Raw genomic sequence first — 15,123 nt, 5'->3', positions numbered from 1 at the left:
AGCAAGCCCGAGAAAGGGACCACGATGCATATCAACATCCGCACCGCGCGGCGTCTGTCGGCCGTCTTCGCCGTCCCCGTGCTGCTGCTCACCGGAGGACCGATCTCCGCGGCGGTTACCGGCACGGCGACCGTCGCACCCGCCCTCGCCCCCACCCAGGGAGACACGGGCAGCATGCTGACCCTGGTCAACCAGGCACGGGCCACCGCGGGCTGTCCGGCCCTCAGCTTGAACTCCCAGCTCGTCCAGGCGGCCGAGGCCCACAGCAACGACATGGCGAAGAGCGGGAACCTGTCCCACACCGGCTCCGACGGATCCAGCGCCTCTGACCGCATCACCAAAGCCGGCTACAACTGGAGCGCCTCCGCCGAGAACATAGCCCAGGGCTACGGCAGTGCGAAGGCCACCTTCGACGGCTGGATGAACAGCTCGGGCCACAAGGGCAACATCCTCAACTGCGGCTACAAGGACACCGGCATCGCCGACACGAACGGCTACTGGACCCAGGTCTTCGGCACACCCCGGTGACCACCCGAAACCTCCCCCGCCGCCTCCGCCACGTCTCCTACGAAACGGAGTACGCCGCTGCCCGGGACGGAGAACCCGTCCCGGGCAGCGGCGTTCGTACAGAAAAGATCTCAGTACAGACGTACGGAAAAGATCTCAGACGTTGAAGCCGAGCGCGCGGAGCTGCTCGCGGCCGTCGTCGGTGATCTTGTCCGGGCCCCACGGCGGCATCCAGACCCAGTTGATCCGCAGGTCCTGCACCAGGCCGTCGGTGGCGGTCTTGGCCTGGTCCTCGATGACGTCCGTCAGCGGGCAGGCCGCCGAGGTGAGCGTCATGTCGATGGTGGCCACGTCGGACTCGTCGATGTGGATGCCGTAGATCAGGCCCAGGTTGACGACGTCGATGCCCAGTTCGGGGTCGACGACGTCCATCAGGGCCTCGGTCAGGTCCTCGACCGACACGGTGCCGGCGGTGGTGCCGACGATGACGCCGTTCGGCTGCTCCTCCGCAGTGGAGGCCTGGGCGTCGGTGGTGGTGTTCTCGTCACTCATGGTCTGTCCTCCTTCGCGGGGTCAGTCGTTGGCGGGGTGGGCGAGGGCCTGGGCGGTGGCGTCCTTCCAGGCCATCCAGCTGAGCAGGGCGCACTTGACCCGGGCCGGGTACTTGGAGACGCCGGCGAACGCGACCGCGTCCTCCAGCACCTCCTCGTCGCCCTCGCCCTGGCCCTTGCTCTGCATCAGCTCCAGGAAGGCCTCCTGGACCGCCTGCGCCTCACCGACGGTCTTGCCGACCACCAGGTCGTTCAGCACCGAGGCGCTGGCCTGGCTGATCGAACAGCCCTGGGACTCGTACGAGACGTCGGCGACCGTCGCGCCGTCGAGCTTCACCCGCAGGGTGATCTCGTCGCCGCACGTCGGGTTGACGTGGTGCACTTCGGCGTCGCCGTCCCGCAGCCCCTTGCCGTGGGGATTGCGGTAGTGGTCCAGGATGATGTCCTGGTACATCGAGTCGAGCTTCATGTCCTGCGCGTCCCGTCAGCCGAAGAAGTTCCGGACGTGGTGCAGGCCGTCGATCAGCGCGTCGACCTCGCCCGGCGTCGAGTACAGGTAGAACGACGCCCGCGTGGTCGCCGGAATTCCGTACCGCAGGCAGACCGGCCGCGCGCAGTGGTGCCCGACGCGCACGGCGATGCCCTGCTCGTCCAGCACCTGGCCGACGTCGTGCGGGTGGATGTCGCCGAGGGTGAAGGAGATCGCGGCGCCGCGGTCCACGGCCGTGCGCGGGCCGATGATCCGCAGGTCCGGCACCTCCAGCAGGCGCTCCACCGCGTACTCGGTGATCGCGTGCTCGTGCGCCGCGATCTTCTCCATGCCGATGCCCTGGAGGTAGTCGATGGCCGCGCCCAGCCCGACCGCCTGGGCGATCGGCGGGGTGCCGGCCTCGAACTTGTGCGGCGCCGGGGCGTAGGTGGACGAGCCCATGGTGACGGTCTCGATCATCTCGCCGCCGCCCAGGAACGGCGGGAGGTCCTCCAGCAGCTCCTGGCGGCCCCACAGCACGCCGATGCCGGTCGGGGCCAGCATCTTGTGGCCGGTGAAGGCGACGAAGTCGGCCTCCAGCGCCTGCACGTCCAGCACCATGTGCGGTGCGGCCTGCGAGGCGTCGATGACGACCAGCGCGCCGACCGACTGGGCCTTGCGGACGATCGTCTCGACCGGGTTGATCGTGCCCAGCAGGTTGGAGACCAGGGTGAAGGAGACCACCTTGGTCTTCTCGGTGATCAGCTCGTCGATGTTCGACAGGTCGAGCCGGCCCTCGTCGGTCAGCCCGAACCACTTGAGCTTCGCACCGGTGCGCTGCGAGAGCAGCTGCCACGGGACGATGTTGGAGTGGTGCTCCATCTCCGTGATCACGATCTCGGAGTCGGCGTCCACCTTGTACGGCTCGTCGGCCCAACCGAGCATGTTGGCCACGAGGTTGAGCGACTCCGAGGCGTTCTTGGTGAAGATCACCTCGTTGCGGCTCGGCGCGTTGATGAACGCCGCGACCTTGTCGCGGGCGCCCTCGTACAGCGCCGTGGCCTCCTCGGCGAGCACGTGCACGCCGCGGTGGACGTTGGCGTTGTGCCGCTCGTAGTAGGCGGTCAGGGCCTCCAGCACCTGGCGCGGCTTCTGCGAGGTCGCCGCGTTGTCCAGGTAGACCAGCGGCTTCTCATCGTGCAGCACGCGCTGCAGGACCGGGAAGTCCTTGCGGATCGCGTCGGTGTCGAGCAGACCGGTCAACGGATGCGTCACTCGGATGCGCCGCCCTTCACATACGCCTCGTAGCCCTCGTTCTCCAGCTTGTCGGCCAGCTCGGCGCCGCCGGACTCGACGATGCGGCCGCCCGCGAAGACGTGGACGTAGTCGGGCTTGATGTACCGCAGGATGCGGGTGTAGTGGGTCACCAGCAGGGTGCCGACCTCGCCGGTCGAGCGGACCCGGTTGATGCCCTCGGAGACGATCCGCAGCGCGTCGACGTCCAGGCCGGAGTCGGTCTCGTCGAGGATCGCGATCTTCGGCTTGAGCAGCTCCAGCTGGAGGATCTCGTGGCGCTTCTTCTCACCGCCGGAGAAGCCCTCGTTGACGTTGCGCTCGGCGAAGGCCGGGTCCATCTGGAGGGCGGCCATCGCCTCCTTGACCTCCTTCACCCACAGCCGCAGCTTCGGGGCCTCGCCGCGCACGGCGGTGGCGGCGGTGCGCAGGAAGTTGCTGACCGAGACGCCGGGGACCTCGACCGGGTACTGCATGGCCAGGAACACGCCGGCCTTGGCACGCTCGTCGACGGACATCTCCAGGACGTCCTCGCCGTCCAGCAGCACCGAGCCGCCGGTGACGGTGTACTTGGGGTGGCCGGCCAGCGAGTAGGCCAGGGTGGACTTGCCGGAGCCGTTCGGACCCATGATGGCGTGGGTCTCGCCCTGCTTCACGGTCAGGTCGACGCCCTTCAGGATCTCGCGCGGGCCGTTCTCGGCCTCGACGGAGACGTGCAGGTCGCGGATTTCAAGGGTTGCCATGTGTACTCAGGACTCCTGGTTGACGGAGACGAGCACATCGTCCCCTTCGATCTTTACGGGGTAGACAGCGACCGGCTTGGTGGCGGGCAGGCCGGAGGGCTTGCCGGTGCGCAGGTCGAAGCTGGAGCCGTGCAGCCAGCACTCGATCATGCAGTCCTCGACCTCGCCCTCGGAGAGCGAGACGTTCGCGTGCGAGCAGGTGTCGTTGATCGCGAACACCCCCTCGTCGGTGCGGACGACCGAGACCGGCACGCCGTTGAGGTCCACGCGCTTGGGCACGTCCTCCTGGAGGTCGCTCAGCGCACAGGCACGGAGGAAGGTCATCGTGGTCAGACCGCCGCTTCCAGCTCGGCCTCGATCTTCTCCATGAGCTGGTCCTGCACCTCGGCCACGCCGATCTGCTGCAGCAGCTCGGCGAAGAAGCCGCGGACCACCAGGCGGCGGGCCTCGTCGGCCGGGATGCCGCGCGCCATCAGGTAGAACAGCTGCTCGTCGTCGAAGCGGCCGGTCGCCGAGGCGTGGCCGGCGCCGACGATCTCGCCGGTCTCGATCTCCAGGTTCGGGATCGAGTCGACCCGGGCACCGTCGGTGAGCACCAGGTTCCGGTTGAGCTCGTAGGTGTCGGTGCCGAGCGCGGCGGCGCGGATCAGCACGTCGCCGACCCAGACCGCGTGGGCGTCCTGGCCCTGCAGCGCGCCCTTGTACGCCACGTTCGACCGGCAGTGCGGCGTGTCGTGGTCGATGACCAGGCGGTGCTCCAGGTGCTGGCCGGCGTCGGCGAAGTACAGGCCGAACAGCTCGGCCTCGCCGCCGGGGCCCGCGTAGTTGACCCGCGGGTGCAGGCGCACCACGTCGCCGCCGAAGGTGACGACGACGGACTTGAACGAGGCGTCCCGGCCGACCAGCGCGTTGTGCTGCGCGACGTGCACGGTGTCCCGGTCCCAGTCCTGGACGGAGACGAAGGTGAGCTTGGCACCGTCGCCGACCAGCAGCTCGACGTTGGCGGCCCGGGTGCCGGTGCCCGCGTGGTTGAGCACCACGACGGCCTCGGCGAACGGCTTGACGTCGATCACCACGTGGGCGAAGCGCACCCCGCCCTCGGCGCGCACGTCGATCTTGACCGGCTCGGTCAGCACCGCGTCCTTGGGGACGGTGACGACGAGCGCCTGCTCGAAGGCGCTGAAGGCCTGCGCGGCGACCCGGTCGACCGGCTTGCCAGCCTTGCCCAGGCGGGCGTCGTCCCGGCCGACGGTCTCGGCGGTGACGCCGTCCGGCAGCGTGAACTCGACCTTGTCCTCGCCGCGCTCTGCGGAGGCGGCGGTCCCGTCGTGCAGCCCGCCGAGGCGGTGCAGCGGGGTGAACCGCCAGTCCTCCTCGCGGCCGTGCGGCACCGGGAAGTCGTTCACGTCGTACGAGGGCTTGACCGCGACGCGCGCGTCGATCGGCTGCTGGACCCCGGTCCGGCCGGTGCCGGGGCCGGCGAGCTGCGCGCCCGCGCCGGCGGTACCGACCTCGATCGAACCGGCGGTGGTGGAGCCGGTGGTGTTCTGAACCTCAGCCATGGCTGTTCGTTGTGCTCTCTTCCTCAAAAGTCGGACGGGGTCGCGTGCGGCTGGACGTCAGCCGACAGCGCCCTCCATCTGCAGCTCGATCAGCCGGTTGAGCTCCAGCGCGTACTCCATCGGCAGCTCACGCGCGATCGGCTCGACGAAGCCGCGGACGATCATCGCCATGGCCTCGGTCTCGGTCAGACCGCGGCTCATCAGGTAGAACAGCTGGTCCTCGCTGACCTTGGAGACGGTCGCCTCGTGGCCCATGGACACGTCGTCCTCGCGGACGTCCACGTACGGGTAGGTGTCCGAGCGGGAGATGGTGTCGACCAGCAGCGCGTCGCACAGCACGTTGGACTTGGCGCCGTGCGAGCCCTCGCCGATCTCGATCAGACCGCGGTAGGAGGTCCGGCCGCCGCCGCGCGCCACCGACTTGGAGACGATGTGCGAGGAGGTGTTCGGCGCCATGTGGACCATCTTGGCGCCGGCGTCCTGGTGCTGGCCCTCGCCCGCGAAGGCGATCGACAGGGTCTCGCCCTTGGCGTGCTCACCCATCAGGTAGACGGCCGGGTACTTCATGGTGACCTTGGAGCCGATGTTGCCGTCGACCCACTCCATGGTCGCGCCCTCGTACGCCACAGCGCGCTTGGTGACCAGGTTGTAGACGTTGTTCGACCAGTTCTGGATGGTCGTGTAGCGGCAGCGGCCGCCCTTCTTGACGATGATCTCCACGACCGCCGAGTGCAGCGAGTCGGAGGAGTAGATCGGCGCGGTGCAGCCCTCGACGTAGTGGACGTAGGCGTCCTCGTCGACGATGATCAGCGTCCGCTCGAACTGGCCCATGTTCTCGGTGTTGATCCGGAAGTAGGCCTGCAGCGGGATGTCGACGTGCACGCCCTTCGGCACGTAGATGAACGAGCCGCCGGACCACACGGCCGTGTTCAGCGCGGCGAACTTGTTGTCGCCGGCCGGGATGACGGTGCCGAAGTACTCCTTGAACAGCTCCGGGTGCTCGCGCAGCGCGGTGTCGGTGTCCAGGAAGATGACGCCCTGCTCCTCCAGGTCCTCGCGGATCTGGTGGTAGACGACCTCGGACTCGTACTGGGCGGCGACACCGGCGACCAGGCGCTGCTTCTCCGCCTCCGGGATGCCGAGCTTGTCGTAGGTGGCCTTGATGTCCGCGGGCAGGTCCTCCCAGGACTCGGCCTGCTTCTCGGTGGAGCGGACGAAGTACTTGATGTTGTCGAAGTCGATGCCGGAGAGGTCGGAGCCCCAGGTCGGCATGGGCTTCTTACCGAAGAGCTTCAGGCCCTTGAGACGCAGGTTCAGCATCCACTCGGACTCGTTCTTCTTCGCGGAGATGTCGCGGACGACGTCCTCGCTGAGCCCGCGCTTCGCCGCGGCACCGGCGGTGTCCGGGTCGGCCCAGCCGTACTCGTAATTGCCCAGGCCCTCGAGCTCGGGGTGCGAAACGGTGTCAGTCATGCGAGCTTCCTAACGCGCGGACGCTGAATCTTCGGTGGACGTACCGGCAGTCGGCGCTGCATCGGAGCCGCGGCCCGCCGGGGGCTGGGCAGGCGACGATGCGGCACCGGGTGCCGGCACATAGGTGGTGCAGACCCCGTCGCCGTGGGCGATGGTGGCCAGCCGTTGCACATGAGTGCCCAGAAGCTGGGAGAAGACCTCGGTCTCCGCCTCGCAGAGCTGCGGGAACTGCTCGGCGATGTGCGCGACCGGGCAGTGGTGCTGGCAGAGCTGGGCGCCCGCCGGGGCCTTGGCCACGGCCGGAGGGACACGCCGCACCGTGGCAGCGTACCCGTCCGCGCTCAGCGCCTGGGCAAGGGCCTCGGGGCGCTCCTGCGCCTCGGCCCGGGCCAGGGTCTCCTGGTACTTCTCGCCCTGCTTGCCGAACCGGGCGCGGGCGAAGGCGGCGACCGCCTCCTCGCCCGCCTTGCCGCCGCCGACCGCGTCCGAGATCCAGCGCAGCGCGTCGGCCGCGAGCTGGTCGTAGGCCTGGTAGAAGGCGTCCCGGCCGGCGTCGGTGAGGGCGAAGACCTTGGCCGGACGGCCGCGGCCCCGGCTGCCGTAGACCCGCTGTTCGCGGGACTCGACCAGGCCGGTGGCGGCCAGCCCGTCGAGGTGACGGCGGACGGCCGCGGCGGTGAGGCCGAGCCGGTTCGCCAGGTCGGCGGCGGAGGAGGGGCCGTGGTCCAGGATCGAGCGGGCGACCCGGTCACGGGTGGCGCGATGGCCCTCCAGCAGCACCTCGGCCGCCGTCACGGGCACGTCACAGTCGGGGGCCGACTCGGCCTCCGGCTGCGTGGCGTGCTCGCGCATGTTTTTCACAACACCAGTGTTGCGTAATTACTCGCGCCGGGACAAGCCGTGATCCAGGCCTCACTGGTGTCATCTATCACGCAGGTAAGGCTTACCTGACCTGCGTAAGCGATCACCAAGGGTGGTGTCCGGCCTGCGTGTCAACCCCTCTTACACTCGCCGGTATGCACTCCGAACCCGCGGTCCAGATCGCCGGGCTGGTCAAGCGCTACGGCGACAAGTCGGCCGTGGACGGTCTCGACCTCACCATCGCGACCGGCGCGATCACCGCCGTCCTCGGCCCCAACGGCGCCGGCAAGACCACCACCATCGAGACCTGCGAGGGCTACCGCCGCCCCGACGCCGGCACCGTCCGCGTCCTCGGCCTCGACCCGGTCGGCCAGAACGCCCAGCTGCGCCCCCGGATCGGCGTCATGCTGCAGTCCGGCGGCGTGTACGCGGGCGCCCGCGCCGTCGAGATGCTGCGGCACACCGCCAAGCTGCACGCCCACCCGCTGGACGTGGACGCCCTGGTCGAGCGCCTCGGCCTCGGCTCCTGCGGCCGCACCACCTACCGCCGGCTCTCCGGCGGCCAGCAGCAGCGGCTCGCCCTGGCGATGGCCGTGGTCGGCCGCCCCGAACTGGTCTTCCTGGACGAGCCCACCGCCGGCCTCGACCCGCAGGCCCGCCGCGCCACCTGGGAGCTGATCCGCGACCTGCGCCGGGACGGCGTCACCGTGGTGGTCACCACCCACCACATGGACGAGGCCGAGCAGCTCGCCGACCGCGTCGCCATCGTCGACCGCGGCAAGGTGATCGCCGACGGCACCACCGAGGAGCTGTGCCGCGGCGGCGCCGAGAACGCCCTGCGCTTCGACGGCCCGCCCGGACTCGACCTCGACCCGCTGCTCAAGGAGCTGCCCGCGGGCGCCACCGCCGTCGAGACCGCCCCCGGCAGCTACCGCGTCGAGGCGCCGGTGGACCCGGCGCTGGTCGCCACCGTCACCGGCTGGTGCGCGGCCTCCGGCGTCCTGCCCGAGCGGCTGTCCGTGCAGCGCCGCAGCCTCGAAGACGTCTTCCTCGACCTGACCGGACGGGAGCTCCGCTCGTGACGACCACGGACTACTCCCCCAAGCCCGGCGCCGCGCCCGTCGGCCGGATGCTGCTCGCGCAGACCGTCTTCGAGACCAGGATGCTGCTGCGCAACGGCGAGCAGCTGCTGCTCACCGTGGTCATCCCGACCGTGCTGCTGGTGCTGTTCTCCGCCGTCGACATCGTCGCGGTGGAGGGCCCCGGCAAGCGGGTCGACTTCCTGGCACCCGGCCTGCTCGCGCTCGCCGTGATGTCCACCGCCTTCACCGGGCAGGCCATCGCCACCGGCTTCGAGCGTCGCTACGGCGTGCTCAAGCGGCTCGGCGCCAGCCCGCTGCCGCGCTGGACGCTGCTCACCGCCAAGACCGGATGCGTGCTGGTCACCGAGGTGCTGCAGGTCGCCCTGCTGTCGGTGATCGCGCTGGCGCTCGGCTGGTCCCCGCAGGGCAACCCACTGGCCGTCGCCGCGCTGCTGGTCCTCGGCACCGCCGCCTTCTCCGGGCTCGGCCTGCTGATGGCCGGCACCCTGAAGGCCGAGGCCACGCTGGCCGGCGCCAACCTGGTGTTCATCCTGCTGCTACTGGCGGGCGGGGTGATCGTGCCGCTCAGCAAGTTCCCCGGGGCCGTGCGGTCGGTGCTGGAGCTGCTGCCGATCTCGGCGCTCTCGGACGGCCTGCGGTCGGTGCTGCAGCACGGCGCCGGGGTGCCCTGGTCGGACCTCGGCATCCTGGCCGGCTGGGCCGTCCTCGGCCTGGCCGCGGCCGCCCGGTTCTTCCGCTGGGAATAGCCCGCGCCAGCCAACGCACAACGCCCCCCGGTCACTTGAGGCCGGGGGGCGTTGGCACTTTCAGCCGGCGATGCGTCAGCCCTGGCTGCCGCCGCGGCGCTTGCGGGCGAGCAGCACGAGCGCGCCGCCGACCAGCAGCACACCGCCGCCGACCGCCGCGATCATCGGCGTGGCATCGCTGCTACCGGTCTGGGCGAGCGCCGGGGCGCTGGTGGCGGGCGCCGGGGCGGCCGGGGTCCTGCTCGGGGTGGGGGTGGCCGACGGGGTCTTGCTCGGGGTGGGCGTCGCCGACGGGGTGTCGGTCGGCGTCGGGGTGGGGGTGGGGGTGGGGGTCTTGGTGGGGGTCGGAGTCGGGGTCGGAGTAGGGGTCGGCGTGTGGCACGGCGCGATGGTCTTGGTCTCGTCGATGCTCCAGCCCTTCTCGGCCGGGGTCTCCGTGGTCTTGACCACCAGGTGCGCCGTGAGCGGGGCGTCGTGGTCCTTCACCGGGAAGTTGCCGTGGAACTGGTCGGGGAACTCCTTGGCGTCCAGGACCTTCTCGTCACCGATGGTGAGGCTGACGGTGTTCTTCACGTCAGGCTTGGGGCTGTATTTGATCAGGTCGATTACGACCTTGTCGCAGGTCACCGACCAAGTCGGTACGTGCGCCGAGGCGTTGGTGGCCAGCGCCATCGGCAGGAGAATTCCGGCCGCCGCCGTGCCGGCGAGTGCCGCCGCGCCCATCCGAATGTGCCGCTGCTGTCGCGCCATTACCCTGTTCCCCTCCGAACGGTCTTGCGCAGCAGGCATGTTGTGGGTGGTTCGCGGAGGCCCGCCACGACGTGTCCGGGGGACTCTATCGGCACTCCCGCACCTCACCACACCCCGCCGTACGACCGGATTTCGTCTGTCCGTCCGTTCCCGGATGTGCTTGACCAGCCCATCACAGCCGCCACCTCGCAGAACGCGGATTCGGCGAACTTGAATGAACTTCGTCACCTTCCGGACAGAACGGCGCCCCCGGCGATCAGGTTCAATCGCCGGGGGCGCCGCTTCAGTCAGTAGTGATTCTCGATCCCTCAGGCCTTCTTGGCTGCCTTGCGCCGGGCGGCCAGCACGATCCCGCCACCGGCGGCGAGCACCACCGCACCGCCGATCGCCAGCAGCAAGACCTGGCCGGAGCCGGTGTGCGCCAGGTCGCCGCCGCCGTTTGCGGAAGGAGTGGGAGCGGCCCGAAAAGATATGGACCAATCCACACTCTTTCGACCAGACGGGTGATTGATCAAGACCAATGACCGCCTTGCCCGAACAGTCCACTTTGCGCTCCGGCCGCGCACCCCGCGCCCCGCCCCAAGATCGCCCATAAGGCCGCCTACGATTAATGCCGTGCGTACCCCCTTCTCCCTGCTCGCCGACCGCTGGCAGCCCTCCGCCGCGATGGTCCGGCGCGCCGCGTTCGCCGCGCTGGTGATGAGCGTGGTGATCGTCGTCACCGGCGGCGCCGTCCGGCTCACCGCCTCCGGCCTCGGCTGTACTACTTGGCCCCGCTGTACCGGCGACAGCCTCACGCCCACCCCCGAGATGGGCTTCCACGGCGTCATCGAGTTCACCAACCGGATGCTCACCTACGTGCTGAGCGCCGCCGTCGGCTGGGCGATCCTGGCCGCCCGCTGCCACCGGCCTTGGCGGCGCGGCCTGACCAAGCTCGGCTGGGCGCAGTTCTGGCTGGTGATGAGCAACGCCGTGCTCGGCGGCATCACCGTGCTGACCGGACTCAACCCGTACACCGTCGCGCTGCACATGATCGCCGCGATGGCGCTGGTCTGGGTCGCCCTGCTGATGTGGGAGCGGTCGAAGGAGGGCGACGGCGCGCCGAAGTTGTCGGTGGCCCGCCCCATCCACCAGCTCTCCTACGTCCTGGTCACCGTCGTCGGCCTGCTCGTCGCGGCCGGCACCCTGGTCACCGGCGCCGGGCACCACCCGGGCACCCCGCAGGACAACAAGATCGTCCCGCGCATCCCGATCGACTACGACAGGTTGGCCCAGTTCCACGCCGACTTCGCGTTCATCTCGGTCGGCCTGACCATCGCGATGATCTTCGTTTTCGCCGCGATCAAGGCCCCGCAGGCGGCCAAGTCCCGCACCAAGGAACTGCTCGCGGTGCTGCTGCTGCAGGGCGTCCTCGGCTTCATCCAGTACTTCACGGACGCCCCCGAGCTGATGGTCGGCCTCCACATGCTCGGCGCCACGCTCACCTGGATCGCCGCCCTGCGCATCCCCCTCGCCCTCCGCACTCGCGAGGCTGCGGAGACCCCCGAGCAGTTGCCCGCACAGACCCCGCAGCCTGCCACCGTCTAAGCACAAGCCCGACGTACCACGAAGGCCCCCATCCCACCACGATGGGGGCCTTCGCCGTGTTGTCACAGCAGCTGTCGGCCATCGTGGGTCCGGACACTTGGTGCCGTGTCGCCCCGAAGCGCGTCCAGGACGCGTACGGCATAGACCTCGGCCATGCGGTCGGAGACCCCGGCCGGCGTGAGCCAGTCGACTTCGACCGACTCGTCCGAGAGCCGCTCCGCCCCGCTCTCCGGTCGACAGCGAAAGACGAGGGCGACGATCCCTCGGCTCACGTTCTTGTAGACGCCGGTCAGCCGCTCCACGCCGACCTTGATCCCGGTCTCCTCGTAGACCTCGCGGCGAACGCCGTCCTCGATGGGTTCGTCCAGTTCCAGGACGCCACCCGGAGGTTCCCAAGTCCCGTTGTCAGCCCGGCGAATCGCCAGCACCCTGCCGTCATCGCGCACCACCACCCCCGCGACGGACACCGAGTGGAGCGGCGTTGACTGGGACTTCCCGGCCCTGTTACTCATGTGCAGGAGGATAGGAGCCCTGAAGGACTATGGCGAGTGGTGAGGTGGCCTCGTCGGCCACAGCGAAGTACCTACAGATCACGGCTGACATCGCCGCACAGATCAAGTCGGGCGCTCTCGCTCCCGGTGCGACCGTGCCCAGCGAGGCCGAGCTCATGCAGCGGTACGGAGTCGCATCCGGGACGGTTCGCAAGGCCATCGCCGAACTCCGAACGACTCAGCTCATCGAGACGCACCACGGTCGAGGATCATTCGTCCGCTCGCGCCCACCGGTACAGCGGAAGTCTGCGGACCGGTTCCGCCGCGCCCACCGCAAAGCCGGCAAGGCCGCGTACCTCGCAGAGGCGGAGACCTCCGGCGGCGTCCCATCCGTGACCGTGCTGTTCGTGGGCCCCACCGCAGCGCCTCCTGAGATCGCCGATCGCTTGGGCCTTCCCGCCGGCACCCAGGTGCTGGCCCGCAAACGCCGGTACTTCCGAGATGGGGTACCCACCGAGGAGGCCACGTCATATCTGCCGTGGGATGTGGCCAAGGACATCCCTGAGGTCTTCGCCGAGAACCCCGGTGGCGGCGGCATCTACGCCCGCCTCGAAGAGCACGGCCACTCCCTCGCCGAGTTCACCGAGTCCGTGCGGGCCAGGCTCGCAACCAAGCCCGAGACCAAAGCGCTCACCCTGAGCCCGGGTGCGCCAGTGATCCATCTCGTTCGCGAGGCCATCGCCACGGATGGCCGCGTGGTGGAGGTATGCGACACCGTCATGGCCGCCGATCAGTTCGTTCTCGACTATCGCTTCCCCGCACATGACTGACTGACGATCAACTTCCTCAACCCGTCGCGAGGTTCCTCTCGCGACGGGTTGACTCATGTACAGGAGTCGGGCACTCTTCTATTCGTCACTCATGTACATGAGTGCATGGCAATACCTCATATAGAGGAGATGGTCGTGTTCGAGGCCGACGTCCGGGACGTTCCCATGCAGCACGCTTCAATGGAGAGTCGCGCGAATCCCGACACCGACTCGACGCCGGTATGGACGGCAGCAGATCTGCTGTTGCCCTACCTACCGGAATCGGTGGCCGCTGCCCGCCGGTTCGTCGCGGCGAAGCTGCACGAGTGGGAGCTGGACGACTTGGTGGACGACGCCGCCGTGATCGTCAGCGAGTTGACCACCAACTCCTTCAAGACCGGCTGCCAAACCCGCATGCTCGTCGGCGTCCGCCGTCCGACCGACCGGATCGTCCGCATCCTCGTCGGTGACGGTTCCCGGTCGATGCCCGTGATGATCCAGGCCGGGCGCGACGCCACGTCCGGCCGGGGGCTGGCGATGGTCCACCGTCTCACTCACGGCCGCTGGGGCGTCACGCTCCTCCCGTTCGGGAAGGTCGTCCACGCCGACCTCGCGACGCCCGCGCCGATCCCCCGGTGAACCGGCAACCGCCGGAGGAGAGTTACGACTCCGACGACGCACCGCCGCCATCGATCCCTGATCCCGCTCGTATCTGGGCTGCCTACGGGGTATCCGCCGCTGCCGGGCTGCACGTCGTCGTCGCAGCCCTGGTGCTGATCAACCGCGCCCACTGAACTCCCGCCCGCGCCGCCGGGCCGGCGGCGCGGGCGGGATCACCAACTCGCTTCTCCCACACCGCGAAAGGAGCACCGCCATGTCCAGGCCCGAACCGAAACCGCCCCGGCCGAAGCCGCCGAGGCCGCCCACGCCTCGGCCGCCGGACCGGTAGAGGCGGCAGAAACCGCACCACGTCCCGAGCACCCCACACGACGAGCAAGGAGGACCCTATGGGTTGGGGAAGCGACAAGCCCAGCGGCGGAAAGCACGGCGGCAAGAAGGACCCCGGCACGAGCAAGCCGTCCCCCGACGGAGCGCGGCCGGCGCCCGAGCCGAAGCACAAGAAGGGCGAGAACGAGAAGTGACGGAACCCGTGCATCGACCGGAGCAGGCCGCCGTGCGCGGCCTGCTCCGGGCCGTCGGCGAAGCGCTCGACGGCCCGGTCCCCCGCGAGTGGCAAGAGGCGATCAAGGCGGTCCCGCGCCATCGCTTCCTCCCCGAGCGGATCTGGCTGGAGGACGACCGGGGCGGCTACGAACCGTACGACCTCTCGACCGACCACCAGCGGTGGTTCGAGGCGGCCTACGCGGACGCGCCCATCGTCACCCAGGTCAACGACGGCCAGGCATCGGCCGACCCGGCCGATGCCTGGCCGTCCTCCTCCGCTTCGGCCCCCTCGATCGTCGTCCGCATGCTCCGCGACCTTGACGCCCGGCCCGGCATGAACGTCCTGGAGATCGGCACCGGCACCGGCTGGAACGCGGCCCTCCTCGCCCACCACCTCGGCCCCAAACGCGTCACCTCGATCGAGATCGACTCCGAGGCCTCCGAGCAGGCGTGGGCCTCCCTGAACGCGGCGGGCCTGGACGTGGACCTCATCTGCGGAGACGGCTCCCTGGGCTGGCCCCGCCGTCACCCGTACGACCGGGTCATCTCCACCTGCTCCGTCCGCCGCGTGCCCTGGGCGTGGATCGAGCAGACCCGGCCCGGCGGCATCGTCCTCACCCCCTGGGACAACCCCATGCTCTGCTGGGGGCTGCTCAAGCTCACCGTCGAGCGCGACCGAGCCCAGGGGCGCTTCAGCCCGCACTCCGCGTTCATGCTGATGCGCAACCACCGGCAGGACCTGCGGATCTTCCGCGACGTCGTTCGGGACGAACACGCCCCGGAGGAGTCCGGGACCGCGCTGCCGCCATGGGAGGTCACGGGCGACCGCTGGGAAGCCCGGTTCGCCCTCGGCCTGCGGCTGGGCGACGTGTGGACCGCCTGGGAGGACGAGCCGGGGGGGGGCGGGGGGGGCCCCCCCCCCGGGGGGGCGCCCCCCCCCCCCCCCCCCCCGGCCGGCGGCGCCCCCCCCCCCCCCCCCCACACCCCCCCCCCCCCCCGCCCCCACCCCCCCCC

At 69.8% G+C, this 15,123-nt stretch carries 19 protein-coding genes; 8 read left to right on the top strand and 11 right to left on the bottom strand.

Annotated elements, in window-relative coordinates; translation table 11 throughout:
• Window positions 1-24: 24 nt before the first annotated feature.
• Entirely contained in the window at window positions 25-528 is a 504-nt protein-coding gene (locus ACGF12_RS06255) for a CAP domain-containing protein (protein WP_393026217.1), read from the top strand.
• A gap of 135 nt (window positions 529-663) precedes the next feature.
• On the opposite strand, the gene ACGF12_RS06250 is transcribed toward ACGF12_RS06255, so the two are convergent.
• Genes ACGF12_RS06250 through ACGF12_RS06215 form a run of 8 tightly spaced genes read right to left on the bottom strand, consistent with a single transcriptional unit; the run spans window position 664 to window position 7,450 of the window.
• A complete protein-coding gene (locus ACGF12_RS06250) occupies window positions 664-1,059 on the bottom strand; it encodes a metal-sulfur cluster assembly factor (protein ID WP_380610991.1) in 396 nt (131 codons plus the stop codon).
• A gap of 21 nt (window positions 1,060-1,080) precedes the next feature.
• Window positions 1,081-1,527 (bottom strand): Fe-S cluster assembly sulfur transfer protein SufU, encoded by a 447-nt coding sequence (gene sufU, locus ACGF12_RS06245; protein ID WP_380610990.1) that lies wholly within the window; start codon window positions 1,525-1,527, stop codon window positions 1,081-1,083.
• 15 nt (window positions 1,528-1,542) lie between these two features.
• A complete protein-coding gene (locus ACGF12_RS06240) occupies window positions 1,543-2,802 on the bottom strand; it encodes a cysteine desulfurase (protein WP_393026213.1) in 1,260 nt (419 codons plus the stop codon).
• Window positions 2,799-3,563, bottom strand: coding sequence for a Fe-S cluster assembly ATPase SufC (gene sufC, locus ACGF12_RS06235; RefSeq protein WP_030290237.1), 765 nt, complete (start codon window positions 3,561-3,563; stop codon window positions 2,799-2,801). Before sufC ends, ACGF12_RS06240 begins: the two co-directional genes overlap by 4 nt.
• Before the next feature lie 6 nt (window positions 3,564-3,569).
• Entirely contained in the window at window positions 3,570-3,887 is a 318-nt protein-coding gene (locus ACGF12_RS06230; RefSeq protein ID WP_063349526.1) for a bifunctional 3-phenylpropionate/cinnamic acid dioxygenase ferredoxin subunit, read from the bottom strand.
• Window positions 3,888-3,892: 5 nt separating this feature from the next.
• On the bottom strand, window positions 3,893-5,125 hold the full coding sequence (sufD, locus tag ACGF12_RS06225; RefSeq protein ID WP_393026210.1) for a Fe-S cluster assembly protein SufD: 1,233 nt from the start codon (window positions 5,123-5,125) through the stop codon (window positions 3,893-3,895).
• Window positions 5,126-5,182: 57 nt separating this feature from the next.
• The gene (sufB, locus tag ACGF12_RS06220) at window positions 5,183-6,598 is read right to left on the bottom strand and encodes a Fe-S cluster assembly protein SufB (protein ID WP_393026207.1); all 1,416 of its coding nucleotides are present in this window, start codon (window positions 6,596-6,598) and stop codon (window positions 5,183-5,185) included.
• Between the two features lie 9 nt (window positions 6,599-6,607).
• Entirely contained in the window at window positions 6,608-7,450 is an 843-nt protein-coding gene (locus ACGF12_RS06215; protein WP_393026204.1) for a helix-turn-helix transcriptional regulator, read from the bottom strand.
• A gap of 164 nt (window positions 7,451-7,614) precedes the next feature.
• On the opposite strand from ACGF12_RS06215, the gene ACGF12_RS06210 reads away from it, so the two are divergent.
• Entirely contained in the window at window positions 7,615-8,541 is a 927-nt protein-coding gene (locus ACGF12_RS06210) for an ABC transporter ATP-binding protein (protein ID WP_393026201.1), read from the top strand.
• 47 nt (window positions 8,542-8,588) lie between these two features.
• Window positions 8,589-9,308, top strand: a complete 720-nt coding sequence (locus tag ACGF12_RS06205; RefSeq protein WP_393026345.1) for an ABC transporter permease — start codon at window positions 8,589-8,591, stop codon at window positions 9,306-9,308.
• 75 nt (window positions 9,309-9,383) lie between these two features.
• Here ACGF12_RS06205 and ACGF12_RS06200 read toward each other — a convergent pair whose 3' ends face one another.
• Window positions 9,384-10,058 (bottom strand): LAETG motif-containing sortase-dependent surface protein, encoded by a 675-nt coding sequence (locus ACGF12_RS06200; protein ID WP_393026198.1) that lies wholly within the window; start codon window positions 10,056-10,058, stop codon window positions 9,384-9,386.
• A 308-nt stretch (window positions 10,059-10,366) separates the two neighbouring features.
• On the bottom strand, window positions 10,367-10,573 hold the full coding sequence (locus ACGF12_RS06195) for an LPXTG cell wall anchor domain-containing protein (protein ID WP_393026195.1): 207 nt from the start codon (window positions 10,571-10,573) through the stop codon (window positions 10,367-10,369).
• A gap of 100 nt (window positions 10,574-10,673) precedes the next feature.
• On the opposite strand from ACGF12_RS06195, the gene ACGF12_RS06190 reads away from it, so the two are divergent.
• Window positions 10,674-11,645, top strand: coding sequence for a heme A synthase (locus tag ACGF12_RS06190; protein WP_393026192.1), 972 nt, complete (start codon window positions 10,674-10,676; stop codon window positions 11,643-11,645).
• A gap of 62 nt (window positions 11,646-11,707) precedes the next feature.
• Here ACGF12_RS06190 and ACGF12_RS06185 read toward each other — a convergent pair whose 3' ends face one another.
• Window positions 11,708-12,169, bottom strand: coding sequence for an NUDIX hydrolase (locus ACGF12_RS06185; protein ID WP_393026343.1), 462 nt, complete (start codon window positions 12,167-12,169; stop codon window positions 11,708-11,710).
• A 17-nt stretch (window positions 12,170-12,186) separates the two neighbouring features.
• Here ACGF12_RS06185 and ACGF12_RS06180 point away from each other — a divergent pair, with 17 nt between their 5' ends.
• The 4 genes from ACGF12_RS06180 to ACGF12_RS06165 all read left to right on the top strand — a co-directional run.
• Window positions 12,187-12,966, top strand: coding sequence for a GntR family transcriptional regulator (locus ACGF12_RS06180; protein ID WP_393026190.1), 780 nt, complete (start codon window positions 12,187-12,189; stop codon window positions 12,964-12,966).
• 135 nt (window positions 12,967-13,101) lie between these two features.
• Window positions 13,102-13,584, top strand: coding sequence for an ATP-binding protein (locus tag ACGF12_RS06175; protein ID WP_393026187.1), 483 nt, complete (start codon window positions 13,102-13,104; stop codon window positions 13,582-13,584).
• Between the two features lie 368 nt (window positions 13,585-13,952).
• Complete coding sequence (locus tag ACGF12_RS06170; RefSeq protein ID WP_393026184.1) at window positions 13,953-14,087, top strand: hypothetical protein; 135 nt, start codon at window positions 13,953-13,955, stop codon at window positions 14,085-14,087.
• An 8-nt stretch (window positions 14,088-14,095) separates the two neighbouring features.
• Window positions 14,096-15,123: methyltransferase domain-containing protein (locus ACGF12_RS06165; protein ID WP_393026181.1), on the top strand; the 1,028-nt coding region annotated here is incomplete at its 3' end.

The organism is Kitasatospora sp. NPDC048296 (assembly GCF_043201815.1).
In the GTDB taxonomy this organism is placed as follows: Bacteria; Actinomycetota; Actinomycetes; order Streptomycetales; family Streptomycetaceae; genus Kitasatospora.
This window is presented reverse-complemented; position numbering and strand designations above follow the sequence as displayed.